We start from the raw sequence: 25,892 nt of genomic DNA, 5'->3' as shown, positions 1-25,892 counted from the left end.
ACAGCGGCGTGGTGAAACCGCGTCTCGGCGCAAGGCTAAGGAGGAACGTTGCGGTGGGACTCGTCTCAATCGACGAATTTAATGAGCACCGCCCCCTTTGGGAGGGGGCGGTGGAGTGGGTTAGGCAATCTCGAAGTAGTCAGCCTTGCTGGCTCCGCAATCGGGGCAGGTCCAGTCATCGGGAAGGTCCTCCAGACGGGTGCCCGGGGGAATGTCATGGTCGGGATCGCCAAGGCGTTCGTCATAGATGTGCGAGCAGAAACTGCATTGCCAGCGCTTCATGATGTCAGGCTCCCTGATGGACGACGGGGTGGATGGCGAAGCCGTACTGGATCTGTAGATTGCGCTTCATGAGCTCCGGCTCCAGGATCCGCCAGGCCTTGAGGTGTTGGTAGGACGGCATGGTCGGGAAGAGGTGGTGGATCAGATGGTAGTTGTGGTACTGGCAGAGGGGGGTCAGCAGCCATTCATGACCAAGGCGTACCGAGGTTGCCAAGGTGATGTCCTGCTCGGAGGGGACGTCGTCCTTTACGTGTGGCAGCCAGAAGAACATGAAGCCGACTGACATGAAGGTGAGGCGCGACGGGATGAACCACAGCAGCAGGACTTCCAGGCCATAGCCGAAGTAGATCAGGGCGGCGATGATCACAGCGGAGACGGCAGCGTTGCGCAGCGCGTCGCGCAGGTGGCGCATGCCGGTCTTGTCACGGGTGCGCAGAATGAAACGCAGGTAGCCGTAGTCGAGGAATGCCCAGCGCAGCGGTAGGCTCCAGGTGGCGCCGTGCATCCAGCAATCCGGATCCTCCGGGCCATTGGTGAAGCGGTGATGCTGGATGTGTGCCCAGCGGAATATGCCGAGGTTGATATGCGGCGCGAAGGTAGCTACGCCGATGCGGCCAATCAAGTCGTTGAGTGTCTGGTTTTTCGCGGCAGAGCGGTGCACTGAGTCGTGGACAACGGTGAACTGCCAATACATCAGGAAGGTGTTGATCAGACAGGCCCAGCCCAGGCCTAGGTGACCTAGAACAGCCAGTATGTCAGTGGCGATTACGCCGCCGGTGGAGGCTATCAACAGGAGCAATACAGTCGGGGAAATGGCTGGGACCCGGGTTAGCGCCGCAATGGCTGCCTGTTTTTCCGAGGGAACACTGAATCGAGCCAATGGATTGTTATTGTTGGGCATGGTTCTTCTCCTCATGGGGCGTTGCCCCGCGCGTGCGCTGCCTAGCCTATAGGGGCCAGCTTGTGGGGTTCCTGCGGGATGCAGCCTGCCCGCAAGAAGGTATCGATCAGGGGTTCCGCCATTTCTCTCAGCGACAGGCCATGCACCAGCTGGTTGGCGGCGTGCAGAGACAGCATTCCGTGCAACAGGCTCCACAGACCGTGGGAGAACAGCAGGGCATCGCCGTACAGGCGCCGCTGATCGATGGCGTCTTGTACTAGCTCGACGCAGGTGGCGAAGACTTCCCATCGCTGCGTCAACAGCGAGGGGTAATCGGCCAGGTCGGGCTGGCTATCGGAAAAGATCAGGCGGTACTTGGCTGGCTGGGTTCGACCGAACTCGAGCAGGCTCAGCAAGGTTGCGCGCAGGTGCCGGAGCGGATCAGGGTTATGCCCGTCCGCCGGTGGAATGGCAGCCTTGAACTCCAGAATGCAGGCGCGCCGCATCTCCGCGACCAACGCTTCCTTGTTGGAAAAGTAGCGGTAGCCGACGGTATGGCTGAGGCCTACGCGCTTGGCGATCTGGCGGAGGGTAACGCTGTCCATGCCCTCTTCCAGATAGAGGGCCAGCGCACCCTGGACCAGGGTCTGACGGATGCTTTCTGTCTCCTCGGGAGAGTAGAGAGGGCGGGCCATGGATTTCACCGTTTTGCTGGGTTGGCACTGCCACCTTAGCAACGATCGATTGTTTTGTTAACAGTGGAAATTTTAATGGGTGCAATAGCTGCAGGACCGCTCCGATGGCTATTTCCCTGAGTTTCAAGGCATTTCCGGTTGGTTGGGGCTTGCTCGCAAGACCAAAAATCGTCGGAACCGACGAGCAGGGCAGCGCGATGCTGCCAGACCCTTGGTCGCGAAATTTCCGGGGGCGGGTGATGGCCAGGGTTGAAGCAATCAAGCACGAGGCGGCTCGACTGATGGCTGAGCGGGGGTACGCCGGGGTTTCTCTGCGCCAACTGGCTGAGGCGGTTGGTATCCAGCCGGGCTCTGTCTATGCGCACTTCACGAGTAAAGAAGAGTTGCTGCAGGCGCTCTGCTGCGATTTTCAGGCGGATCTGATGTCCGCCTGGGTCCGACGTCGTCGTTGCTCCGATCCGAAGCGGGCGTTGCTGGCCTTTGTCGCTGTCTACGTGCGCTTTCATTTGGTGCGCGGCGCCGAGGGACGGGTCTTGCTATTGGACTTCCGCAGCCTGGACCTTCAAGGCAAGCAGGTTGTGGGCGAGTTGCGGGCGCGCTATGAGGCGGAGCTCGATGAGATTCTACAGCGTGGCGTGGTCTGCGGCGCTTTTGTGGTGGGGGAGGTTGTCTTGGCTAGGAAATGCATTCTGTCGCTGCTGCAGGGGCTCTGTGTGGCACGGGATGCATGTTCTGTCTGGGCAGTGCGTGCTGTGTATCGCGATTGCGCGGAGGCTGTCTTGCGTCAGGTCGGGGCTTGTGGCTAGCCACCGCGATACCTCTATGGTGCGCATTGGGACAATTCGTCCGAAACGACGATCCGGGGGCTAATCGCGCATCGCTAGAGTGCTGATCATCGAATCTTTACTCTGCAGAGGTGCGTGATGACGACAGCTAACCCTGTCCGCGACTGGGGCGATCTGATTCAGCGTGATCGGGTGCATGGCTCGGTGTACACCAGTGAGGAGATCTTCCAGGAAGAACTGGAGAAGATCTGGTATCGCACCTGGGTCTATGTCGGTCATGTCAGCGAGGTTCCGAAACCGAACGATTTCGTGATGAAGTCGATCGGACCGCAGCCGGTGATCATGACCCGCGATGCCGAAGGGCAAATCCATCTGCTGCTCAATCGCTGTCCGCATCGGGGTAACCAAGTCTGTCTGGAGCATGCGGGCAACCGCAAGTCCTTTACCTGTCCATACCATGGTTGGACCTTCTCCAATTCCGGCGCCCTGCGCGGCTATCCGTTCGCCTCTGGCTATGATGGCGCCGATCGTGAGGCGCTCGGGCTGGGTAAGGTCTCGCGGATCGGTATCTATCAGGGCTTTGTATTTGGCAGCTTTGCCGAAGAGGGTCCGAGCCTTGAAGAGCATCTGGGCGGAGCCCGGTCGGCGCTCGACGCTTTGGTTCTGACTTCTCCTGAAGGTGAAGTAGAGATCACCGCCGGCTTCCTCCAGCACAAGGTCAAGTCCAATTGGAAATTCCTGGTGGAGAACGAGACCGACGGCTACCACCCGCAGTTTGTGCATGCCTCGATCTTCGATGTGGCCTCTAGCGGCATAGGCGACCTCTATAGCTCCGATTCGACCGCTGTTGCCCGCGATCTGGGAGACGGTCACACCGAGATCGACCTGCGCCCCGAGTTCCGCAAGCGAGACGAGCCCATGAGCTGGTTCGGTACCAGCGCCGAGCGGCTGCCGGATTACGTGGCGAAGATGCGCGAGGCCTACGGCGAGGAGCTCTCCAATAAGATCATGATCGACGGCACGCCGCACATCATGATCTTCCCTAACCTGTTCATCGCCGAAATCCAGATATTCGTCATCCAGCCGCTGTCGGTCGATGAGACCGTGCAGCACGTCACCGCTCTGCAGTTCAAGGGCGCGCCCGACCTGAACCGGCGGCTGCGTCAGCAGACCATGGGCTCGGTGGGACCGGCCGGCTTCCTGCTCGCCGACGACTCGGAAATGTACGAGCGCACCCAGCGTGGGGTGCAGATTCGCAATCCGGAATGGAACTACCTCGGCCGTGGCCTGATGCGCGAGCGCCGCGATGCTGATGGCTACCTGATCGGCGACGCCACCGATGAAGTAACCACTCGCGGTATTTGGCGCCACTACCGCAAGCTGATGGAGGCTGTATGAGCAACGAGGCGAAGAGCGAACTGCTGAACGAAGTCAGTCAGTTTCTCTACCGTGAGGCCCGCCTGCAGGACACCCATGAGTACGATCAGTGGGAGGCATTGTGGACCGACGATGGCATCTACTGGGTACCGGCCAACGGTGACGATATCGACCCGGAAACCCAGATGTCGATCATCTATGACAACCGCTCGCGTATCGCCTTGCGCATCCGTCAGTTCCATACCGGCAAAAGACACACCCAGGCGCCGCCCTCTCGTCTGGGGCGAGTACTGTCGAATGTGGAGCTGATCGCAGTGGAGGGTGATGAGTTGCGCGTCACCGCCAACGCCATGGTGTTCGAGTCCAACCTGCGCGCTGACACCGTTTGGTGCACCCGCAACGAATACCTGCTGCGGCGGGAGGAGGGCGGCTTGCGAATGGCGCGCAAGAAAGTAGTTCTGGTGAACAACGACAAGGCGTTGTTCACCCTGTCTTTCCTGATCTGAGGGGCGAGCCATGAGCCAAGTGGACGTACTGATCGGTGAGGGCGCCGTTCTGCTCGAACTGCGTGATGGCGTAGGGCTGCTGCAGCTGAACCGCCCCGAGGCCTCCAATGGTCTGGATATTCCAACCCTGCAGGCTCTGCACGAAGCATTGGTGCGCTGCCATGGCGAACCGCGACTGCGAGTGCTGTTGCTGACTGGCGCTGGGGCTAACTTCTGCGCGGGTGGCGATGTATGGACCTTCCTGACCAAAGGCGAGAGTCTGCCCGAGTACATCCGCCAGGCGACGCTGCTACTGCAGCATGTCATCTCCGCATTGATCCACCTGGACGCGCCGGTGGTCGCAGCAGTGCAGGGTTACGCCGCTGGCGGCGGTGGCATGGGGCTGGTATGCGCCGCCGATGTGGTGTTTGCAGCCGAATCGGCCAGTTTCCTGGCAGGGGCCACGCGCGTGGCGATGGCGCCGGATGCGGGCCTGTCAGTGACCCTTCCGCGCTTGGTCGGGCCGCGCAAGGCGGCGGACATGCTGTTCATGAACCCGGTGATGACGGCGACCGATGCACTGGCCTGTGGCTTGGTCAATCGAGTCGTCGCCGACTCCGGATTGCAGAGCGATGCGCTTGAGTATGCGCAGCGCATGGCCCAGGGGGCACCTCGGGCCCTGGCCGCGACCAAGCGCCTGCTGTGGGCCGGGATCGCGCTCGGGGTCGATGCCGCGATGCCTGAGGAAAGTCGTACGGTGGCTGCGCTGTGCCGCACTGCGGATGTGCGCGAAGGCCTCATGGCCGTGGTCGAGAAGCGTCGTGCGCGCTTCGAGGGGCGCTGATATGCGTTCGTTGGTAGGACAGAGGGCGTTCGTCACTGGAGGTTCCAAGGGTATAGGTGCGGCCATAGCACGGCGGCTTGCCGCCGATGGCGCCAAGGTGGTGATCGCTGCCCAGGACATGCTCAGCGCTGAGCGGCTGGCGGATGAGATCGCTGGCAGCGCAGTGCGCCTGGATGTCACCGATCTCGGCCGTGCTAGACAGGTAGTCGAGGCGTGCGGACCTTTCGAGATACTGGTCAACAACGCAGGAATCGACCAGCACGGATTCTTTACCAACAGTACTCCCGAAGAGTGGCGCCACCTGTTGGCGGTCAATCTGGAGGCTGTATTCGCAACCATCCATGCCGCCCTGCCGAGCATGCAGGCAGCGGGCTATGGTCGCATTATCAACGTCGGTTCCGAGGCTGGACGTCAAGGCTCACGTGGCGGCTCGGTGTACGCCGCGGCCAAGGGTGGGGTCATAGCTTTCACCAAATCGATCGCCCGGGAGAACGGTCGCTATGGCATCACTGCCAACGTAGTGGCGCCCGGTCCGGTGGATACCCCCTTGCTGCGCAAGGCACTTGAGGCCGGAGGCTCGCGCATGCTCGAGGCAATGAAGGCCTCGACGCTGATGGGGCGACTGGGAACACCCGAAGAGGTGGCGTCGGCGGTGGCCTTCCTGGCTTCACCTGAGGCCTCGTTCATTACGGGTGAAACGCTCGGCGTATCCGGCGGGATGGGCTGCTGATGAGTACTGCTCAGCATTCGGCACTGTCGAAGGTCATCGCTCGCGTCCAGGCGACCTATGGCCGCTGGCGGCGACACACACCGATCGAGACGATGCGCCACGACTGGGACCAATTGTTCTGGTCCGACCGCCTCGAGTGCGAAACCCAGGACCGTAGCGCCAACGGCGTGCCGGTCCGCTGGGTTCGCTCCCCCTCCGCCGATGAGAGCCGCACGCTGATCTACCTGCATGGTGGCGGTTTCAAGATGGGGTCATTGATTTCGCACCATGACTTGATGGTGCGGCTATCGCGGGCCGGGGACTGTCGAGTGCTTGGAGTGGATTACCGGTTGTTACCCGAATATCGCTTTCCGGAACCGTTAGTGGATGTCCTGGCGGTATACGACTGGTTGCTTGCCCAGGGCCATGATCCGCGGCAGATGGCGATGGCCGGGGATTCCGCAGGCGGCGGCTTGGCGGCTGCCAGCCTCCTGGCGCTGCGCGACAAAGGGCGTCCGCTACCAGCCAGTGCTGTGCTGCTTTCTGCCTGGACTGACCTGACCGTCAGTACCGACAGCTACCGCAACCGGGCGGAGCTAGATCCCATCCATCAGCAGTCAATGCTGCTCGACCTGGCCCGCCAGTACCTGGGCGAGGACGTAGATAGCCGCGAGCCGCTGGCTTCGCCGCTGCATGGCGATTTGGCTGGTCTACCACCGCTGTTGCTTCAGGTCGGCGAGCGCGAGGTCGGCTTCGACGACAGTGCGCTGTTCGCCGTCAAGGTCCGCCAGGCCGGTGGTGAGGCGGTGCTGGAGGTGTGGCCGGAAATGATCCATGTGTTCCAGCAGTTCGCCGAGGATCTGCCGGAAGCACGCCTAGCCATCGAACACATTGGTGCCTTTCTGCAAAGGCACTGGGTTTGACATGAGGAGTACAACGTGAGCATCGGTATCACCGGATTCGGCGCCTACATTCCGCGCCTACGCCTGAGTCGCCAGGCGGTCGTGGCGGCCAATGCCTGGTTCGCACCTGAGCTCAAGCCCAAGGGGCGGGGACAGCGCTCCATGGCCAACTGGGACGAGGACAGCATCACCATGGCGGTTGCTGCCGCGCGCGATGCACTGGGCAGCCAAGGTACGGCAGAGCGTATTGGCGAGGTGCTGCTGGCCTCCTGTAGCCTGCCATTCGCCGAGCGCTTGAATGCCGTGGTGCTGACCGAAGCACTGAACCTCGACGAGCGCACCTCCGCTTCTGACGTCACGGGGTCGCAATGTGCGGCGCTGGCCGGTCTCTCCCAGGCCTTGGCGCTGGCTGCCAGTTCCTCCCAAGAGGTTCTGCTTTGCGCAGCTGACAACCGACGTACCCGCGCCGCCAGTGTTCAGGAGCTTGATTATGGCGATGGCGCGGCTGCGTTGCTGCTCGGTCGCGAGGGGGTGATAGCCGAGGTACTCGGCCAGGCCGCCTCGAGCGTCGATTTCATCGACCATTTCCGCCTGTCCGGTCGAGAGATCGACTACTACGGTGAAGAGCGTTGGGTACGTGATGAAGGCATCGGGCGGATCATGCCTGAGGTTATCCAGCGGGTGCTCCGAGACAGTGGCGTGGAAGCCGGGGCGATCGACCATTTCATTTTCCCCACCTCGCTGAGCCGGATGGACGCACAACTCGCTCAAGTCTGTGGGTTGCGCGCAGAGAGCCTGGTGGATGGCCTCACCGAGCAAGTCGGCCACACCGGCGTTGGCCATGGGTTGCTATTGCTGGCGAAGGTGCTGGAACAAGCCGAGCCAGGCCAACTGGTGCTACTGGCGCAATTCGGCAGCGGTGCACGTGCCTTCGTGCTGCGCGTGACCGAGGCTATCCATCGCTTCCGTCCTCGCCGCGGTGTTGGCGGCTGGTTGGCGCGAGGCAGGGAGGAGACCAACTACACCCGCTATCTGGCCTACAAAGGCCAACTGCAATTGGAGCGTGGCGTGCGCGGTGAGCAGGACAAGAAGACTGCGCTGAGTACTGCCTACCGGCATCGCCGGGCGATCCTGGGGCTGGTGGCAGGTCGTTGCCGGGTGAGCGGTGATGTGCATTTCCCGCCGTCGCGTTTTTCCTATACCCCGGATGCTCCGCAGTTGGACACCCAGGAGCCTTATCCGCTCGCCGACCGTCTGGGCCGGGTACTGAGCTGGTCTGCCGAGTCGCTGTCTCCGTACTTGGCTCCTCCTCACCACTACGGACAGATCGATTTTGACGGCGGCGGCCGAATCCTCATGGAGTTCACCGACGTGGCGCGCGGCGAGGTGGCCACCGGCATGCCGGTGGAAATGGTTTTCCGCATCAAAGACATCGACGAGTTGCGCGGCTTCAAGCGTTATTTCTGGAAGGCGACACCGGTGTCCAATCCTTCTGACACAGCAGTGGAGTAAATCATGCCCGCAGGTATCAAAGACAAGGTGGCGATCCTCGGCATGGGCTGCTGCCGCTTCGGCGAGCGCTGGGATGCCAGCCCCGAAGACCTCATGGTCGAGGCCTACAACGAGGCGATGGCCGATGCTGGCATCGGTCCGGAGCAGTTGGACGCGGCCTGGTTCTCCACCCACATGGAGGACGTCGGTACTGGGCGCGGGGGTACGCCGATGAGCATCGCCCTGCGCCTGCCCAATATTGGCGTCACTCGGGTGGAGAATTTTTGCGCCGGTGGTTCAGAGGCTATTCGCGCAGCGGTCCATGCAGTTGCCGCCGGCGCCTGTGATATCGCTCTGGCGCTGGGAGTGGAGAAGCTCAAGGATACCGGCTACGGCGGCCTGCCAGTCGCCACCGTCGGTACCTTCATCCCGCAGTGGTATCCGGCAGCGGTGGCTCCTGCCAACTTTGCCCAACTGGCCACGGCGTACAGCGCCCGTCATGGCATCGATGCGCAACTGCTGAAGCGCGCCATCGCCCACGTCTCGGTGAAGAGCCATGCCAACGGCGCCAAGAATCCCAAGGCGCACCTGCGCAAGCCGATCACCGAGGAGCAGTGCCTGAAGGCGCCGATCATCGCCGAGCCGCTGGGCCTGTTCGACTGTTGCGGTGTTTCCGATGGCGCGGCGGCGGTCATTGTGACTCGTCCGGATATCGCCCGAGCACTGGGCAAGCGCGACCTGGTGACCTTCAAGGCCCTGCAGGTCTCGGTGTCGAATGGCTGGGAGATGAGTGGCAACGGTTGGGATGGCAGTTATGTGCACACCGCTCGCATCGCTGCCCGCAAGGCATACGCCGAGGCAGGTATCGAACGTCCGCGTGAGCAGATCAGCCTGACCGAGGTGCATGACTGCTTCTCCATTACCGAGTTGGTCACGATGGAGGATCTGTACCTGTCCGAGCCAGGCATGGCTGTACGTGATGTCCTCGACGGTCGCTTCGATGCTGAGGGGCGAGTGCCTTGCCAGATAGATGGTGGCCTCAAGTGCTTTGGCCACCCCGTGGGGGCCAGTGGTATCCGCATGCTTTACGAGATCTACCTGCAATTGCAGGGCCGCGCCGGCGAGCGGCAGCTACCTGACCCTCACACCGGGCTGATACACAACCTCGGTGGGCAGCCATCGCAGAATGTCTGCTCGATTTCTATCGTCGGTCGGGAGCAACGCTGATGAGTGTGCGGCTGGATCATCCCGTCGAGGGCCTCTGGCGCCTATTGATCGACCGTCCGGAAAAGCGCAATGCAATTGATTTTTCCGTTCGCCAGGCACTGATCGAGGCACTGGATGCTGCTGTTGCCGACCGTGACTGCCGTGCTGTGGTCATCGGCGGAGTCGGTGGCACCTTCTCTGCCGGCGGCGATATTGCCAGCATGGATGGGCTCGATGAGATTGGCGCTCGTGATCGGATGCGTCACATCCATGCCCTGTGCCAGCGCTTGCAGAACCTGCCGATGCCATTGGTGGCCGCCGTGCAGGGCTACTGTGCCGGTGCTGGCGCCGGCATGGCCATGTTCGCCGACCTAATCGTTTGCGAGCCGCAGAGCAAATTTCTGTTTCCGTTCCTCCGTCTCGGCCTGGCGCCGGATTGGGGGCTGCTGCGCACCTTACCGGCACGTCTCGGGCCGGCGCGTGCTCGTCGCTTGCTGTTAGGCGGCGAAACAGTCGGTGGGGAAGAAGCGGTACGTCTGGGGCTGGCCGACGAACTGGCCGTGGACGACGCGATGGTAGCGGCGCTGCGTATTGCCGCTCGCTTGGCTGAGCTACCACATGAGGCCTTCCGGCAGATGAAGTCTCGCCTGGCTGAGCCAGCGCCGAGCTTCGCCGAGGAGTTGCAGCGCGAAGAGGACGACCAGGTGCGGTTGCTGCTTGGTGACGATTTCCGGGAGGGGTTCGCCGCGTTCAACGAAAAACGTGAGCCGCGTTTCCGCCAGCGAGAGGACGGTTCCCATGAGTGAACCGATACGGCTGTGGCGCGAGGGAGCGGTGGCGATTCTGCAACTGGCGCGTGAAGACAAGCGTAATGCCTTGGACCTCATCACGCGGGCTGCGATCGCCGGAGCACTATTGGAACTGGCGAGCGATGACCGTGTGGCAGTGATCGTCATCAGCGGTGGAGACAAGGTCTTCGCTGCCGGGGCTGACCTCAACCTGTTGGTCGACAAGGGGGCGCAGGACGTCGCCGATCTGGACTTGGGCCAGTACTGGGCGACGCTGGTGCGCTGCCCGAAGCCAGTCATCGCCGCGGTAAGTGGCGTCGCACTGGGGGCTGGCTGCGAGTTGGCCATGATGTGTGACTTGATCGTTGCTGATCGTAGTGCGCGTTTCGGCCAGCCTGAGGTCCGTGTTGGCATCATGCCTGGCGCCGGCGGCACTCAGCGGCTGCTGCGAGCCGTCGGGAAGCCCGTGGCCAGTCTGATGTTGATGACGGGCGAGACACTCGCTGCCGAGCGTGCGGCCCAGCTTGGCCTGGTCAGCGAGTTGGTCGAGGACGGTCCTGCATTGCCCAGAGCGCTGGCGCTGGCTCAGGTCATTGCTGGCATGCCAGCGAAGGCCCTACGCGCCATCAAACGCAGCCTGGCGCTAGGTGCCGATCACTCGCTGGAGGTAGCGCTGGCCCTGGAGAACCGCGAATTCCTACTGTTGTTCGATACCCACGACAAGCACGAAGGCATGCGCGCTTTTCTCGACAAGCGCACGCCACGATATGAGGGGAAATGAAGATGGGCGGCATTCAGAGGATTGGCGTGATCGGTGCCGGCACCATGGGACGAGGCATAGTTCAGTTGTTCGCCCAGGCTGGACATGAGGTGCTTTGCTATGACGCCGCTGCCGGTGCTGCAGGTCAGGCGGTGGAATTCGTCGCAGGGATGATTGCTCGAGCGGTGGCCAAGGGACGCTATAGCGAGGAGGAAGGGGCGGCCATGGTTGCCCGGGTGGGCGTTTGCGAGCGTCTGCAGGACCTGGCTGGCTGCGAACTGGTCATCGAGGCGGTGGTCGAGGATCTGACGGTCAAGCGCGAACTGTTCCTGGCCCTGGAGGCGATCGTCGGAGATGACACGATCCTGGCCAGCAATACCTCATCGCTGATGATCGCTGAGATCGCTGCAGTCTGTCGTCGCCCGGAGCGGGTGGCGGGTCTGCATTTCTTCAACCCGGTGCCGCTGATGAAAGTCGTCGAGGTCATCGCCGCCGTTCGCACTGCCGTGTCCGTGATCGTTGGTCTGGAGGCGCTGGTGCGTGCCACTGGCCATCGTCCTGTGGTGGCGGCGGACCAGCCGGGCTTCCTGGTAAACCACGCTGGCCGTGGTCTTTACACCGAAGGTTTGCGGTTGCTCGAGGAGCGTGTTGCCGAGGCGGCAGATATCGATTGGTTGGTTCGCGAAGCAGCGGGCTTTCGCATGGGGCCATTCGAACTGCTCGATCTCACTGGTCTGGATGTATCCGGCAAGGTAATGGAGTCGATCTACGGACAATTTCATCAAGAGCCGCGCTTTCGCCCTTCCAGTCTGGTCGCTCCGCGAATTGCCGCTGGCCTGCTGGGGAGAAAGTCAGGGGCAGGTTGGTATGCCTATGACGGCAACGAAAGATTAGAACCGGTATGGGGCAAGGTGCCCCAGGCGAGTACCCAGATACAAGTCTGGGTCGACCCGGCCGCCGATGAGTACCACAAGCTGATCGATCTGGTGCGGCAGGCTGGGGGCCAGGTAGTTGAGTTTTCATTCGATGCCGAACTGCTGCTGCTGCAATTCTGGGGCTGGGACGTCAGCCGCTATTGCTCGGAGCATGGATTGGATGCTGCCCGCGCGGTAGCCGTGGACCCACTGGCCGGACTGGAGAACCCCCGAACCTTGATGCTGTCCAGCATTACTCGACCTGAACTGCGCGATGCCGCTCACGCGATATTGGCCAGTGACGGTACTCCGGTCACGGTGATCAACGACAGTTGTGGTTTTGTCCTCCAGCGAATACTGGCGACCATTGTCAATATCGCCGCCGAGATCGCTCAGCGTGGTATCGCGACGGTTGCCGATCTCGAAGACGCTGTGCGCCTGGGCCTGGGTTACCCACTCGGTCCTTTGGGATTGGGCGACGCTATTGGTTCCCGGCGAGTACTGGAGATCCTCACACGCATACACGCCTTGAGCGGCGATCCGCGCTATCGCCCGAGTCCCTGGTTGGCACGTCGTGCTGCACTTGGCTTGCCGTTGGCCACTGCGGAGGCGAGCCGGCTATGAGCGCTATCGATATCGAATACCTGCGCGGTTGGGTCGGTCGCGAACAGAGCGTCCAGGATCAGTTGGCATTGTTCCCGGCCCGAGCCCTGGCTGCCGCGCTTGATCGAGAAAGCTTGCCGGAGGTTGGCGATGAACTGCCCCCAGCCTGGCAATGGCTCTATTTCCATGACACCCCATTGCAACGTGACCTGGGGCCGGATGGCCATCCTCGCACTGGTGGCTTTCTACCGCCGGTACCGCTGCCCCGTCGCATGTGGGCTGCCGGTGAGTTCGCCAGTAGGCGGCCACTACTCCTGGGGAGGGACGCCGAGCAGCGCTCCGTGGTGACCTCGGTAGAGCTCAAGCGTGGATCCAGTGGCACTTTGGTTTTTGTGAGCCTGGAACACAATATCCAGCAAGATGGCCGGCCTTGTCTGTTCGAGCGCCAGCACCTGGTCTACCGGGAGATGCCGACTGGGCCCGGCGTGTTGCCCGGTGGCCAGGTTGCTCCGGTGGACGCGGACTTTCGTGTGCCCTTCGTGCCCGATCCAGTGTTGCTATTCCGCTACAGCGCCTTGACCTACAACGCGCACCGCATCCATTACGACCACGCCTACGCCACTGGCTACGAGCATTATCCCGCACTTGTGGTGCATGGGCCGTTACTGGCCACCTTGCTCCGCGAGCAGGCTTCGCGGCAGTTGCCGGAACAGAGGCTGACTGGCCTCGAATTCCGTGCCTTGCGGCCAAGCTTCGTTGGTGACCGCTTGCAGCTGTGTGGGCGGCGCGAGGGCGATACCCTGGAGCTGTGGGCAGAGAATCAGGATGGTTATCTGACGATGACTGCCACCTTGGGGGTGATGGCATGAGTGGCGTCAGCTGTTTCTGGCGGTCACTGTTGTTCGTTCCCGCACATGTAGAAAAATTCATCGATCGAGCCCATGAGCGTGGTGCCGACGCCTGCATCCTGGACCTGGAAGACAGCGTACCCTTGGCGCAGAAGTCTATGGCCCGTCAGGCGCTGCCTGCGGCTGCAGCCAAGCTGCAAGCGCGTGGCCTGGACGTGTTGGCGCGTATCAATAGCCTACAGGGCGGAGGCCTGGACGATCTGGAGGTGATTAGTTCTCCGAGTTTGTGTGCCGTCGTCCTGCCCAAGGTGGGGTCGGCCGAGGACGTGCGGGTGGTTGCTGCAGTTCTCGAGCGTCTGGAGTTGGAGCGTGGCTTGGCCAAGGGAGGGATTGGGCTGCTAGCGCAGATTGAGGACGTGGCGGCGTTACCACGCCTGGATGAGATCGCTAGCGCCTCGCCACGTTTGTTGGGTATGAGCTTGGGGCCGGAGGATTTCTGTGTTTCCGCCAGCATGGAAGCGCTGCCCGAGACGCTGTTCGGTCCTTCCCAGCAGGTGGCTTTCGCTTGTCGTCGAGCAGGCATCCTTCCGTTTGGCTATCCCGACTCGATTGCACTGTTCACCGATCTGCCGCGGCTGCGCCATAGCGTCCTGCTCGCTCGTCAACTGGGTATGGTTGGTGCCTTCTGCATTCATCCGGCGCAGGTGGCTGTGCTGAACGAGCTGTTTTCCCCTGCCTCCGAAGACGTGGAGTACGCCGAAGGCTTGCTTGTCGAACTGGCGAACGCCAGGGCCGAGGGACGCGGGGCCTTCGCTTACCGTGGACGGATGGTCGACCCTCCGGTTGTCGCTCGCGCCCTTGAGCTTCTAGAGCGCCACCGTGCCAGTCTACGCCGTTTGGCGGCCCTCGATCATCATTGATGTTTGGAGTTCGACCTATGTTACCGATTGACCGCAGAGCTGACCTGCTGGGGCTCGTTTCGCAACTGCACGCTATTCAAGAGAGAGCCTGTACCGCCCTGGCGCAGCATTGCGCCAGCGACGGCATGCTGGACGCTGGGTTGCTCGATCGGCATCAGGTGGCCACGTACGAGCTGGCTTGGGCCCGTGCAGAACTGCTCGCTGCAGAACGCTCGCTTCAAGCCTTGGATGATGCCTGCAGCGAGGTGGACCATTATCTGGTGGCGGTGTTCGCCCTGGAGGCGATTGGCTTGGTACGCGGCCGTCTCGAAGGCGTACTGGCCAACCTGGACCTGGATGACCAGGCACTCGCCAGTCTGGCTGGGGATGGGCGTTTGCGTTCCTTGCGCCGGCAACTGCTCGATGAGTCGGTATTGCGCCGAGCCACCGAGCGGTTGGCCGAGCGTCCGGAGGAGATTGGCCGCATGCGCCTGAGCGAGGACCTGGTGCTGATTCAGGACCAGTTTTGTCGATTTGCTGCCGAGACGGTGGTGCCGTTGGCAGAGCGTATCCACAGGGAAGACCTGACGGTGCCCGACAGCCTGCTCGATGCCATGCGTGAAATGGGCGTATTCGGCTTGTCGATCCCCGAGCAATATGGCGGCAGTGCACTGCTCGGCCAGGATGAGGCGCTGAGTATGATAGTGGTCACCGAGGCGCTGTCCGAGGCTTCTCTGGCTGCGGCAGGCAGTCTCATTACCCGGCCGGAGATCCTGTCGCGGGCGTTGCTTGCCGGTGGTAGCGAGGCACAGAAGCAGTACTGGCTTCCGCGTCTGGCCTTGGGCGAACCGTTATGCGCCATAGCCATTACCGAGCCGGACTATGGTTCGGACGTCGCCGGTCTAACCTTGCGCGGTAGCCGTTGCGAGGGCGGTTGGCTACTGAATGGGGCGAAGACGTGGTGTACGTTCGCCGGCAAGGCTGGGGTGCTGATGGTGGTGACGCGCACTGACCCGGACCGCAGGCTCGGTCATCGGGGGCTCAGCCTGTTGCTAGCGGAAAAACCTTCTTATGACGGCCATGACTTCGATTATCGCCAGCCCGATGGCGGCCGTGTGAGCGGGCGGGCTATTCCCACCATTGGCTATCGCGGCATGCATTCCTTCGATCTTGCCTTCGAGGATTTTTTTGTCCCTGACGCCAATGTCATCGGCGAGGAGGGGGGGCTCGGCAAGGGCTTTTACTACACCATGGCAGGTATGACCGGCGGCCGTATGCAGACTGCCGGCCGTGCTAGCGGTGTGATGCGCGCTGCGTTGCTCGCCGCGATACGTTATACCAGCGAGCGCAAGGTATTCGGTGCGCCGTTGGCCAGCTATCCGCTCAGTGCCGCCCGGTTGGTGCAGATGGCTGCGCGCTATGTGGCAAGCCGTCATCTGGCTTATTCGGTCGGCCGTCTTCTGGGGCAGGGGGGAGTGGAGATGGAGGCGAGCCTGGCCAAGCTGTTCGCCTGTCGTAGTGCCGAGCTGGTCACCCGTGATGCGCTGCAGTTGCATGGTGGCATGGGTTACGCGGAGGAGGTGGCTGTCAGCCGCTATTTCGTCGATGCGCGGGTTCTGTCGATCTTCGAGGGAGCCGAGGAGACGCTGGCGCTCAAAGTCATCGGACGCAACCTGCTGGAGGCGGCGCTCAGCGCCGAGGCAGTCTGATGGACGGGGCAATTCTCGCGGGACTGCGGGCGGTGGAGGTTTCAGCCTTCGTGGCCGCCCCTCTGGGAGGTATGACCCTAGCACAGCTGGGGGCGGAAGTGATCCGTATCGATGGCCTGAATGGCGGACTCGATTATCGCCGTTGGCCCGTCACCGACAGCGGCGCCAGCCTGTTCTGGGCTGGCCTGAACAAAGGCAAGCGTTCGGTGGTGATCGATATCGATCGACCAGAGGGCCGTGAATTGGCCGAGGAGCTGATCACCGCGCCAGGCAAGGATGCCGGTATCCTGCTGACCAATTTTCCTGCACGCGGCTGGCTGGATTTCGAGCGCTTGCGTATCCGCCGCTCGGACCTTATCCAATTGACCATCCAGGGGGATCGCAACGGTGGTTCTGCCGTTGACTACACCGTTAATCCTCGCCTCGGACTACCCTGGTTGACCGGGCCTCAGGATTACCAGGCACCAGTCAACCATGTGCTGCCGGCTTGGGATCTGATCACGGGGCAGATGGCTGCCGTCGGCCTGTTGTCTGCCGAGCGACGGCGCCACCGGGAGGGGGTGGGGCAGCACGTCAAATTGGCGCTGGAGGATGTCGCCCTGGCTGTGATGGGGCATCTGGGTTTTCTTGCCGAGGTACAGGGTGGCCATTCCCGAGGGCGCTATGGCAATGACCTATTCGGCGCTTTTGGACGGGACTTCATATGTGCGGATGGCGAGCGAGTGATGGTCGTTGGCCTCACCCTCAAGCAGTGGCGCAGCCTGTGTGCGGCAACCGACATCGGCGATGGCATACGTGGCTTGGAGACGCGCCTGGGCGTGAGCCTGGATCTGGAGGGAGAGCGTTTCCGCGCGCGAGAAGAAATTGCCGCACTGCTCAGGCCCTGGATGGCGGAACGTAGGCTGGAGCAGGTGCGTGAGGTGTTCGAGCGCCACGGCGTATGCTGGAGCCGCTATCAGAGTGTGGAGCAGCTGCTTCGAGAGGACCCGTCCTGTTCGCTGGCCAACCCTATGTTCAGCTTTGTGGAACAGATCGGGGTAGGCCAGGTGCTGAGCCCGGCCATTCCGCTTCGCTTTGATGAGACCCGCTTGCCGGCGAAACCGGCGCCGGCGTTGGGGGCGGATACCGAGGCGGTGCTGCTGGACGTGCTCGGGTTGAGTTCGGTGGAGTTCGGCAGGTTGCACGACAAGGGGCTGCTGCGCTGCGCCTGATGCAGCGGGCAAGTTCGTCGCAATCGACGATGCGACGCCCGCCGCGGGCCGTGAGTATGGCTGTAACGCTGAAACACAGTCATTACAGGTAGCGACCATGTCCTCACAGGAAACGACCCTCGTGGTCGGCGCCGGCCATGCCGGCGCCGAACTGGTGGCGGCTCTGCGCCAACAGCAATATAGCGGACGCATCATCCTTGTCGGCGATGAGCCGCAACTACCTTATCGGCGGCCGCCGCTGTCGAAGGCTTATCTGTCTGGCGAAGTCGATCGAGATTCACTGTTGATTCGTAGTGCCGCAGCCTACGATGCACTCCAGGTCGAGTGCCTGACCGGGGTTGCCGTTCGCGCTATCGACCGTCCTGGGCACCGTGTCCTGCTCGATGATGGCCGCTATTTGGAATATTCCAAATTGGTACTGGCTACCGGGGGCCGTCCTCGGCGACTGGCCGATCCTGCGGCGGACAAACCCAATGTCCATTACATTCGCACGCTGGCCGACATCGATCGACTCAGGCACGACCTTGCTTTTGCCCGGCGTCTGTTGGTGATCGGTGGTGGCTACATCGGTCTGGAGGCTGCTGCCGTTGGGGTCAAGCATGGGTTGCAGGTGACTGTGCTGGAGGCCGCTCCGAGGCTGCTGGCACGTGTCGCTGCGCCAGAGATATCGGCCTTCTTTGAACGAGCCCATCGCGCGCGTGGTGTGGATGTCCGGACCGGCGTGAGCGTTGAAACGTTCTCTGGTACCGAGCGCGTGGAGTCGGTTCGGCTCAGCGATGGCGATCAATTGCCTGTCGATCTGATCATCGTAGGCGTTGGTATTCTGCCGAATGTCGAACTGGCTCTGGAAGCCGGTCTGGAAGTGGATAACGGCATAGTTGTCGACTCTCATGCGCAGACGTCAGTCGATCCCGACATTCTCGCCATCGGCGACTGCGCCAAACACCTCAATGGTTTCCTCTGCAAGTTCGTGCGTATCGAGTCGGTTCCGAGTGCCCAGGAACAGGCGAAAACGGCGGCAGCGACACTCTGTGGCCGGTTTGTTCCACACACCGCGGTACCCTGGTTCTGGTCCGACCAGTTCAATCTCAAGCTGCAGATGGTGGGGATGTCGGAGGGCTACGATCAGTTGGTACTGCGTGGCGATCCGGCTAACGAAAGCTTCAGTGCCTTCTACCTGCGCGATGGCGTGGTGTTGTCGGTCGATGCGATCAACCGCCCTCAGGACTTCATGGTCGCCAAGCGCCTGGTGGCAGAGCGGATCAAAGTGGAGCCTCATCAACTGGCCGATGAGAGCGTCCCGCTCAAGTCGCTACTTTCCTCCGTCTGATACCAGGAAGTCGTGTTATGCCCAAAGTCATTTTTATCGATAGCGCGGATGTTCGGCACACTATCGAAGCCGCGCCCGGACGGTCACTGATGCAGGTAGCGGTGGACAACATGGTGCCTGGCATCGATGGCGAATGTGGTGGAGCCTGCAGTTGCGCCACTTGCCATGTTTATGTGGAGCCGGATTGGCAGGAACGCCTACCTCTGCGCAGCAGCGATGAGAGTTTCATGCTGGAGGGAGCGGTGGCAGTGGATGAGCGTAGTCGGCTGAGCTGCCAGCTGAAAATGCGCGATGAGTGGGACGGGCTTGTCCTACGGATCCCTGAAACCCAGGGCTGAGCGCGAACGCATACAACTGACAAAAACAACAAAGACGAGGCTTCCCCAATGCTCGAACTTTACACCCAGCCTCCCGTAGGACTGGTCATGCCTGCTGCCGCTCAATTGTGGACAACGCTGATCTACGCCGTGGGGGCTGCGGTATTTGTACTGCTGGCCTGCTATTTGGCTTGGCGTGAGCGGTCAGCGTTGCCACTTCTGATGCTCCTCGGCGCAGCCTTGACCGTTTATTTGGAGCCTGTCGTCGATCTGCTGGGCAACGCTCTGCATCCACAGATCGGCCAGTTCAACCTCCTGACTACCAATGGGCACCCGGTGCCTTGGGCTGTGTTGATTGGTTATCTCTGGTATTTCGCTGGTACGCCGTTGCTGTGTTATTCGATGCTCAAGCGGCAATCGCTGAATCGCCGTTTCGTCTGGGGAGTATTCGCCAGCGTAGTACTTGGCGCGGCATTGGTAGAGCAGATTCCGCTGTATTTCGGAGTGTGGATCTACTATGGCCAACAACTTCCGAAGATCGGTCTGATGCCGATCTGGTGGATATTCGCCAATACCGCTGCGGTTCTGGTGCCCTTCATCCTGGTTTATCGGCTGTTTCCGTTGTTCACCGGCGCGCGTCAATGGTTGCTGGTGGCTCTGATGCCCTCGGGCGCGTTCATGGGGCACTCTGGAGCGGCCTGGCCGATGTACAACCTACTGGGGACCGATACCGCCAACCTTCCCGCAGCCCTGTTGTACCTGGGCACCCTGGCGACTGTCGCGCTATCCGTGCTGGTGGTCTGGGCTCTGTTGCGACTGGCCGATATACCTGCCCGCTAATGAGTGGCCGGGTTGCTGACGACCTGCAGAAGCTCTGCATGGTCAATAGCGCCCCGCCAGCCTTTTCATCCGCCGTACCTCTATCTCTTTGTGCTCAGGAGCCACGATCATGCGTGTTCCTCTGTTTCTCTGTGGCGCGATGATGCTGGTCCTGGAGGGCTGTGGGAACTCCCAGGCACCCGCTTCGGCCAGCGTCGTGCCGTTCGTCAAGACGGAACAGGTGCTTCCTGATTCCGATGCCGTGCTCGGGTTATCAGGCGTGGTGCGTGCCCGCGTCGAGTCTCCGCTGGCATTTCAGGTATCTGGACGGATACTGGCACGCAAGGTCGATGCCGGGGCGCGAGTCGCTGCCGGGGAGGTGTTGTTCGAGCTTGATCGGCGCGATTTGCAGCAAGCATTGCGAGCGGCCGAAGCGACCTTGTCGGCGGCCGAATCGGGGCTGGACGCGAGCGAAGCCGAACTGGTCCGCAGTCGTCGGTTGCAGGCTCGGCAATTCATCAGTCTTCAGGCCCTGCAGGCGGTCGAGGACGCTGCACACCAGGCCCGCGGGCGTCGGGATGCGGCACGCGCCCTGCTCAATCAAGCGCGCAATGCCTTCGACTATGGCCAACTGCGCGCTCCCGCGGCGGGTGTTCTGCTGGAGGTCAGTGGCGAGGTAGGCCAGGTGGTGAGTGCTGGCCAAGCCATCGCAGTCCTGGCACAGGCGGGGCAGCCCGAGGTGGAGGTGCACTTTCCCGAGAACCTGGTACCACCCGATAGTGGCGAGATTCTCCTGGCCGAAGGTCCGCGACCCTTGACGCTGCGAGAGCGGGCCGGCGCCGTCGATGCTGCCAGTGGCACGCTGCGGGTACGTTATGCTTTCGTTGGGCCAGCTACGCAGTTGGCGCTGGGCAGCGTCGTGCGTACCCGCTTCCACAGAGCTTCGGCGAGCACGGAAAGCTTCAGCATTCCCTTGTCAGCTTTGAGTGAGCGCGGTCAGGGGGCAAGAGTCTGGTTGTACGGCGGGGGCCAGGTTCATTCCGTACCGGTCAGCGTCCTGCAGATCGACGACGAGCGGGCAAGAGTCAGTGGGGCGCTGCGTGTGGGCGATCGCCTTATTGCCTTGGGAGTTCACTTGCTGAACGAGAACATGCAGGTGCGGGAACTGCCGCGATGAATTTTCCGAACCTGTCGGCCTTGGCCGTTCGCGAGCGCGCAGTAACCTTGTTCCTGTTGATACTGGCCTTGGGAGCCGGGTCATATGCTTTTCTCGAGTTGGGGCGTGCCGAGGATCCGGCGTTCACGGTGCGGGCGATAATCGTCACGGTGCGCTGGCCAGGGGCAACCCCCGAGGAATTGCAGAATCAGGTGGTTGATCGCCTGGAGAAACGCATCCAGGAGGTCAGCGATCTCTATCGCATTGAAACCACTATCCTGCAGGGACAGGCGTACATCCAGGTCGAGTTCGAGGACTATACCACTCGCGAGCAGATCCAGGCCCTGCAGTACCAGGTACGAAAGCGCATGGAGGAGGAGGCTGCTACCCTGCCGGCTGGAGTGGTCGGGCCACTCGTCAATGACGATTTTGGCGATGTGTATTTCAGCCTGATCGCCCTGAGCGCACCAGGCATGCCGCTGCACGAGCTGAGTCGCAACGCTGAAACGCTACGCGACGCGCTGCAGCGTCTACCCGGAGTGCGTAAGGCGCAGATCCTCGGCGAGCGGCAGGAACGGGTATTCATCGAGTTCGACAACGCTCGCCTGAGTAATCTTGGACTATCGCCGGAAGCGGTGTTTGCCGCCATCGACGCCAACAACCGGTTGTTGCCGGCTGGCCGTCTGGAAACACGCGGACCGAGCCTGTACTTGCGTTTGGATGCCGATCTTGCCGATCTCGAGAGCCTGGCTGCGGTTCCCTTGAGCGTTGGCGGGCGCCTAGTGCGGCTGGCAGATATCGCCAGCATCCGCCGTGGCTATGAGGATCCGCCGAGTTACCTTGTCCGCTCCAAGGGGCAGGACGCACTGTTGCTCGGCTTGGTCATGGCCGACGGCGCCAATGGCCTGGAATTGGGTCGCCAGCTCGGCGCTTTCATTACAGCGCAGCGCCAGGCCCTGCCCCTGGGAATGGAGCTGCGCATCCTGAGCAACCAGGCTGAGCAAGTAGCGGGGGCGGTCAATCTATTCCAGATCAAGTTCGTGATTGCGTTATTAGTGGTGGTCGCGGTCAGCATTCTGGCCATCGGTTGGCGGGCAGGGCTGATAGTGGGGATCGCGGTTCCGCTGACACTGTGTATCGCTTTCGTGGCGATGCTGGCCAAGGGCATCAACTTGGACCGTATCACCCTGGGAGCGCTGATCATCGCTCTGGGTTTGCTGGTCGACGATGCCATCATCGCTGTGGAGATGATGCTGGTAAAAATGGAGGCCGGCTATCCACGGCTTCAGGCTGCGGCTCAGGCGTGGAGTTTGACCGCCGCGCCTATGTTGGTCGGTACTTTGGTCACGGTTGCAGGATTCCTGCCCATCGGTTTCGCCCACTCTTCGGTTGGCGAATATGCCGGTAACCTGTTCTGGGTTCTTCTCATCGCACTGATTGCTTCCTGGCTGGTGGCGGTGATCTTCGTACCTTATCTAGGTGTCGCGTTGTTGCCTGATGCTTCACCGGCAACCGGCGGACATGGTCAAACCTACCACACCCCTGGGTATCGTCTCTTGCGTGGTACGGTGGCCTGGTGCGTACATCGGCGCAGGCTGGTGATCGTTGTTACCGCCGGGCTTCTGGTCCTGTCGGCTGTGGCGATGGTGCTGTGGGTGCAAAAGCAGTTCTTCCCCGTGTCGGACCGACCGGAAGTGATGATCAGTGTCTATCTGCCTCGGGGCAGTGGTATCGAGGCTACTGATCAGGTGGTGCGGCGATTGGAGACATTGCTGGCTCCGATGGCGGATGTACGGACCTTTTCCTCCTATATCGGGGCCGGGGCGCCGCGCTTTTACATTGCCGCCAATCCGGAAATGCCCGATCCGGCATTCGCTCGGGTAATTGCCGTCGCCCAGGATGCCGAAGCCCGTGACCGTGTCATTGCTCGAATTAATCAGGCCGCGGCTGAAGGTCGTTTTCCCGAAGCGCGCGTCCGGGTCATTGGCTTGCAATATGGTCCGCCGGTGACATGGCCGGTGGAGTTCCGTCTACTGGGAACAGACCCGCAGGTGCTGCGCGACTTCGGTCGTCGTATCCAGACGCTCATGGCCAGCCAACCGAATCTGGTCGACCCACATTTGGAATGGGAGGAGCGGGTGCCTGTGTTGCATCTGGCGATGGACAGCGAGCGTCTGCGCCGCTTCGGGCTGACACCTCAGGCAGTGGCACAGGCACTGCAGTTTCAGCTGGACGGAGTGAACGTAACCCGGCTGCGTGAGGATGTCCGTACGGTCGATGTAGTGGCGCGCATGAAGCGGCCGCCTGGTCGCTTCGAAGTCGATCGTTTGGCACAGGTCGAGATAACCACTGCGGACAACCGAAAGCTGCCCCTGGGGCAACTCGGTCACTTCGAGGTGCGCTTCGAAGAACCAGTAATCCGACGCTTCATGCGCCAGCGAGCTTTGGCTATTCAGGCCGACGTGGCGGGAGCGCAGGCCAATGACGTGAGCGATGCGCTGTGGAAACGCCTAGCCCCACTTCGCGCTGAGCTGCCGCCAGGCTACGAGTTGCAGGTGGCTGGTACTGTCGAGGCCTCGCAACGGGCCAACCGGTCTATCCAGAAGCTGCAGCCACTGATGCTCCTCAGCATGTTGGTACTCATCATGCTGCAAATGCGTTCGTTCTCCGGCACCTTCATGGTCGTAATTACCGCACCGCTGGGACTTGTCGGCGCGGTTCTGGCGTTGCTGGTGTTCCACCAGCCGTTCGGTTTCGTCGCATTGCTCGGGCTGACGGGACTGGCGGGCATCGTCATGCGCAATACGCTGATCCTCACCCAGCAGGTGAATGACAATCTGCGGATCGGCATGGTGGCGCGTGAGGCAGTTGTGGAGGCGGCGGTGCAACGAGCTAGACCCGTGGTGCTGACCGCTATCGCGGCGGTACTAGCGTTCATTCCACTCACCCACGACGCCTATTGGGGGCCGCTCGCCTTCGTTCTGATCGGTGGTGTTGCACTGGGCACCTTGATTACCCTGCTGTTGGTACCGTCGCTCTATGCGATGTGGTTCCGAATCGAAGCGAAGTGAAACGGACGGCCCTGGGCCGTCCGTTCCTGCAGGTCAGATGAGGAAGGCCATGGTCAACAAGGCACTTTCGTTGTTGACCAGGGCGACCTTCTTGTAGGCCATGCGCCATTGCCCCTGCTCCTGGCGCAGCAAGTACTCGTTACGGGCGGCCCAGATCGAGTCGCCCCGGCGTCCCGATTCGAACAGCAGCATGTTGGCACCAACGCGGATACCTTCGGCGTTCTCTCCGAGCAACTCGATGTTGGCGATCACACGACGCAGGCGTGAGCGGGGGATCTGACTGAAGCGCTTGCCAGTGAAGAACTGGCGGATGCGCAGGGCGATGCGTGAGCGATTGTCGTAGATGATCGACATCTCCCGTTCCGGATCGGGAGCCTCGCCATTGGCTGGCACCCAGTAGATGGCATCATCGGTCCATAGGGCTTCCCATTCGGCGAAGCGGTGCTCGTCCTGCAGGCGCGCTTCTTGATAGAGGAACTGGCTGATGTCGTGCAATTGGGCGAGTCGTTGGATAGTGTCCTGCATCACACGGCCTCCATCAGTGCGCGGTAGTACTGCCACATACCCCGGGAGGGCACCTCGTCAGTGACTTCGCCGATCTTGTAGCCATTCTCATCAGTCCGTTCGCGGTGCGTGCCGCGGCCCAGGTACACCCATTCCGGGCTCTTGTCCTGTACCCCGGCGTGAGAGCGCTCGTACATCTCTGCATCGTCGGCGAGCAGGAAGCCGGCCGGCCCCACCGAGCCCATGGTCTGCTGGCGCAGCCGCCGGTTCAGGTCGGGCGCGCCCTTGAACTGCAGAGCGGTGACGTGCTGCACGGTCTCATCGACCGACAGCGGTTGGATGACGAACATCTGGATTTCGGCGATGAACAGGTTGGGGAAAATCATGATGTGCGGCGTGCCGTCGATCATGATCTGCCGTGCTCTCTCCGCACCATAGGCGGCCTGCATCCTGGCTGTGTAATCGGGCAGCCGCTCGGCGCTGGTACCGAACCAGCTCATGGGCTCGTCTCGCTTGCGGAACTCGGGGCGCAGGTCGACCTCGGCGTGGCCGTTGCCGAAATAACGGGTCACGGCGGTGGAGCCGTCCACGTACAGCGAGCCGATCTGGCTGTCTGCCACTTCGAAGATCGAGGCGTGGGTGAAGGCTGGGTGGTAACCATCGGTCTCGTTCTCCAGCACGAACTTCCAGTTGGCCATTACCTTGTGCTGGAGGAAGCCGGCGGTGATTTCCACCTCGCCTTCGGGGGAGGTGTCGCAGAGATTGTCCAGTGCCGCCCTGGCGCCGCCCAGGTGTTCCTCTAGCGAGGGGCCATCCTCAGCCAGGGAGCCGAAGACGAAGCCTCGGTAGCTGGCTACCCGAGGCACTTTGCCCAGGCCCAGTTCCTTGCGCTTGTCGTCCGGGTAGCCGGAGGGGAAGGGGTAACCGCGCAGGTTGCCGTCGTTACCAAAGCTCCAACCATGGTAGTTGCAGGTGAAGGTGCGAGCGTTTCCCCGGTGCTCGTCACAGACTCTGTTGCCACGATGCGGGCAGCGATTATGTAGCAGGTGGATCTGCCCGTCGCGATCGCGTGTCATCAGGATCGGCTCGGGGCCGATGGATTTCATGATGAAGTCGTTCGGCTCGGGAATCTCGCTTTCGTGGCCGACATAGACCCATGTGCGTTGCCAAATCTGGCGTAGCTCCTGGGCATAGATCTGCGGGTCGGTGTAGATCGAGCCGTGCACCTTGTCGATCTGTATCAGCGATTGGAGATCCGGGCATTGCGGCACGGGCGAGGTCTGGTGATCTTGCATCTCTTTTCTACC

General features: G+C 61.7%; 26 protein-coding genes. 20 read left to right on the top strand and 6 right to left on the bottom strand.

The genetic code is table 11. The annotated features are described in order from the left end of the window. Positions 1–120: 120 nt before the first annotated feature. Genes QSJ95_RS16665 through QSJ95_RS16655 form a run of 3 tightly spaced genes read right to left on the bottom strand, consistent with a single transcriptional unit; the run spans position 121 to position 1,857 of the window. Positions 121–282 (bottom strand): rubredoxin, encoded by a 162-nt coding sequence (locus tag QSJ95_RS16665; protein ID WP_285643865.1) that lies wholly within the window; start codon positions 280–282, stop codon positions 121–123. 4 nt (positions 283–286) lie between these two features. Next, positions 287–1,183, bottom strand: a complete 897-nt coding sequence (locus QSJ95_RS16660) for a fatty acid desaturase (RefSeq protein ID WP_285643863.1) — start codon at positions 1,181–1,183, stop codon at positions 287–289. 41 nt (positions 1,184–1,224) lie between these two features. Beyond that, entirely contained in the window at positions 1,225–1,857 is a 633-nt protein-coding gene (locus QSJ95_RS16655; protein WP_275629437.1) for a TetR/AcrR family transcriptional regulator, read from the bottom strand. 104 nt (positions 1,858–1,961) lie between these two features. On the opposite strand from QSJ95_RS16655, the gene QSJ95_RS16650 reads away from it, so the two are divergent. From QSJ95_RS16650 to QSJ95_RS16555, 20 genes are all read left to right on the top strand, one after another. Continuing rightward, positions 1,962–2,663, top strand: a complete 702-nt coding sequence (locus tag QSJ95_RS16650) for a TetR/AcrR family transcriptional regulator (RefSeq protein WP_275629438.1) — start codon at positions 1,962–1,964, stop codon at positions 2,661–2,663. 117 nt (positions 2,664–2,780) lie between these two features. Beyond that, positions 2,781–4,040, top strand: a complete 1,260-nt coding sequence (locus QSJ95_RS16645; RefSeq protein ID WP_285643861.1) for an aromatic ring-hydroxylating oxygenase subunit alpha — start codon at positions 2,781–2,783, stop codon at positions 4,038–4,040. Further along, entirely contained in the window at positions 4,037–4,525 is a 489-nt protein-coding gene (locus QSJ95_RS16640) for an aromatic-ring-hydroxylating dioxygenase subunit beta (RefSeq protein WP_285643859.1), read from the top strand. The genes QSJ95_RS16645 and QSJ95_RS16640 overlap by 4 nt, the downstream gene beginning before the upstream one ends. 10 nt (positions 4,526–4,535) lie before the next feature. After that, complete coding sequence (locus QSJ95_RS16635; protein ID WP_285643857.1) at positions 4,536–5,348, top strand: enoyl-CoA hydratase/isomerase family protein; 813 nt, start codon at positions 4,536–4,538, stop codon at positions 5,346–5,348. A gap of 1 nt (position 5,349) precedes the next feature. After that, on the top strand, positions 5,350–6,078 hold the full coding sequence (locus QSJ95_RS16630) for an SDR family NAD(P)-dependent oxidoreductase (RefSeq protein ID WP_285643855.1): 729 nt from the start codon (positions 5,350–5,352) through the stop codon (positions 6,076–6,078). Continuing rightward, positions 6,078–6,980, top strand: coding sequence for an alpha/beta hydrolase (locus QSJ95_RS16625; protein ID WP_285643852.1), 903 nt, complete (start codon positions 6,078–6,080; stop codon positions 6,978–6,980). Before QSJ95_RS16630 ends, QSJ95_RS16625 begins: the two co-directional genes overlap by 1 nt. 15 nt (positions 6,981–6,995) lie before the next feature. Next, positions 6,996–8,471 (top strand): hydroxymethylglutaryl-CoA synthase family protein, encoded by a 1,476-nt coding sequence (locus QSJ95_RS16620; protein WP_285643850.1) that lies wholly within the window; start codon positions 6,996–6,998, stop codon positions 8,469–8,471. A 3-nt stretch (positions 8,472–8,474) separates the two neighbouring features. Then, positions 8,475–9,677, top strand: a complete 1,203-nt coding sequence (locus QSJ95_RS16615; RefSeq protein ID WP_275629445.1) for an acetyl-CoA acetyltransferase — start codon at positions 8,475–8,477, stop codon at positions 9,675–9,677. Continuing rightward, positions 9,677–10,462: an enoyl-CoA hydratase/isomerase family protein gene (locus QSJ95_RS16610; RefSeq protein ID WP_285643848.1), complete on the top strand. Its 786-nt coding sequence runs from the start codon at positions 9,677–9,679 to the stop codon at positions 10,460–10,462. The genes QSJ95_RS16615 and QSJ95_RS16610 overlap by 1 nt, the downstream gene beginning before the upstream one ends. Beyond that, positions 10,455–11,225 (top strand): enoyl-CoA hydratase-related protein, encoded by a 771-nt coding sequence (locus tag QSJ95_RS16605; RefSeq protein ID WP_275629447.1) that lies wholly within the window; start codon positions 10,455–10,457, stop codon positions 11,223–11,225. Before QSJ95_RS16610 ends, QSJ95_RS16605 begins: the two co-directional genes overlap by 8 nt. A 2-nt stretch (positions 11,226–11,227) precedes the next feature. Next, positions 11,228–12,742, top strand: a complete 1,515-nt coding sequence (locus QSJ95_RS16600; protein WP_285643846.1) for a 3-hydroxyacyl-CoA dehydrogenase — start codon at positions 11,228–11,230, stop codon at positions 12,740–12,742. After that, the gene (locus tag QSJ95_RS16595) at positions 12,739–13,590 is read left to right on the top strand and encodes an HTD2 family dehydratase (RefSeq protein ID WP_285643844.1); all 852 of its coding nucleotides are present in this window, start codon (positions 12,739–12,741) and stop codon (positions 13,588–13,590) included. Before QSJ95_RS16600 ends, QSJ95_RS16595 begins: the two co-directional genes overlap by 4 nt. Continuing rightward, positions 13,587–14,489: an HpcH/HpaI aldolase/citrate lyase family protein gene (locus tag QSJ95_RS16590; protein WP_285643842.1), complete on the top strand. Its 903-nt coding sequence runs from the start codon at positions 13,587–13,589 to the stop codon at positions 14,487–14,489. The genes QSJ95_RS16595 and QSJ95_RS16590 overlap by 4 nt, the downstream gene beginning before the upstream one ends. Before the next feature lie 17 nt (positions 14,490–14,506). Further along, a complete protein-coding gene (locus QSJ95_RS16585; RefSeq protein ID WP_285643840.1) occupies positions 14,507–16,177 on the top strand; it encodes an acyl-CoA dehydrogenase family protein in 1,671 nt (556 codons plus the stop codon). Continuing rightward, positions 16,177–17,388 (top strand): CoA transferase, encoded by a 1,212-nt coding sequence (locus tag QSJ95_RS16580; RefSeq protein WP_285643838.1) that lies wholly within the window; start codon positions 16,177–16,179, stop codon positions 17,386–17,388. Before QSJ95_RS16585 ends, QSJ95_RS16580 begins: the two co-directional genes overlap by 1 nt. Before the next feature lie 97 nt (positions 17,389–17,485). After that, entirely contained in the window at positions 17,486–18,718 is a 1,233-nt protein-coding gene (locus QSJ95_RS16575; protein WP_285643836.1) for an NAD(P)/FAD-dependent oxidoreductase, read from the top strand. 17 nt (positions 18,719–18,735) lie between these two features. After that, positions 18,736–19,056, top strand: coding sequence for a 2Fe-2S iron-sulfur cluster-binding protein (locus QSJ95_RS16570; protein ID WP_285643834.1), 321 nt, complete (start codon positions 18,736–18,738; stop codon positions 19,054–19,056). Between the two features lie 48 nt (positions 19,057–19,104). Beyond that, a complete protein-coding gene (locus tag QSJ95_RS16565; protein ID WP_275629455.1) occupies positions 19,105–19,875 on the top strand; it encodes a hypothetical protein in 771 nt (256 codons plus the stop codon). A 109-nt stretch (positions 19,876–19,984) separates the two neighbouring features. Beyond that, positions 19,985–21,031, top strand: coding sequence for an efflux RND transporter periplasmic adaptor subunit (locus QSJ95_RS16560; protein WP_285643830.1), 1,047 nt, complete (start codon positions 19,985–19,987; stop codon positions 21,029–21,031). Further along, positions 21,028–24,081, top strand: a complete 3,054-nt coding sequence (locus QSJ95_RS16555; protein WP_285643828.1) for an efflux RND transporter permease subunit — start codon at positions 21,028–21,030, stop codon at positions 24,079–24,081. The genes QSJ95_RS16560 and QSJ95_RS16555 overlap by 4 nt, the downstream gene beginning before the upstream one ends. Here QSJ95_RS16555 and QSJ95_RS33010 read toward each other — a convergent pair. Genes QSJ95_RS33010 through QSJ95_RS16545 form a run of 3 tightly spaced genes read right to left on the bottom strand, consistent with a single transcriptional unit; the run spans position 24,023 to position 25,880 of the window. Next, positions 24,023–24,190, bottom strand: a complete 168-nt coding sequence (locus tag QSJ95_RS33010; protein WP_479725282.1) for a DUF4224 domain-containing protein — start codon at positions 24,188–24,190, stop codon at positions 24,023–24,025. The genes QSJ95_RS16555 and QSJ95_RS33010 overlap by 59 nt on opposite strands. Then, entirely contained in the window at positions 24,115–24,606 is a 492-nt protein-coding gene (locus QSJ95_RS16550; protein WP_285643826.1) for an aromatic-ring-hydroxylating dioxygenase subunit beta, read from the bottom strand. The genes QSJ95_RS33010 and QSJ95_RS16550 overlap by 76 nt, the downstream gene beginning before the upstream one ends. After that, positions 24,606–25,880 (bottom strand): aromatic ring-hydroxylating oxygenase subunit alpha, encoded by a 1,275-nt coding sequence (locus QSJ95_RS16545; RefSeq protein WP_285643825.1) that lies wholly within the window; start codon positions 25,878–25,880, stop codon positions 24,606–24,608. The genes QSJ95_RS16550 and QSJ95_RS16545 overlap by 1 nt, the downstream gene beginning before the upstream one ends. Positions 25,881–25,892: the final 12 nt, after the last annotated feature.

It is taken from the genome of Pseudomonas sp. NBRC 100443 (genome assembly GCF_030268185.1).
Taxonomy (GTDB): domain Bacteria; phylum Pseudomonadota; class Gammaproteobacteria; order Pseudomonadales; family Pseudomonadaceae; genus Pseudomonas; species Pseudomonas citronellolis.
Note: the sequence above shows the minus strand (reverse complement) of the source record. Positions and strands in the feature narration are given on the sequence as shown.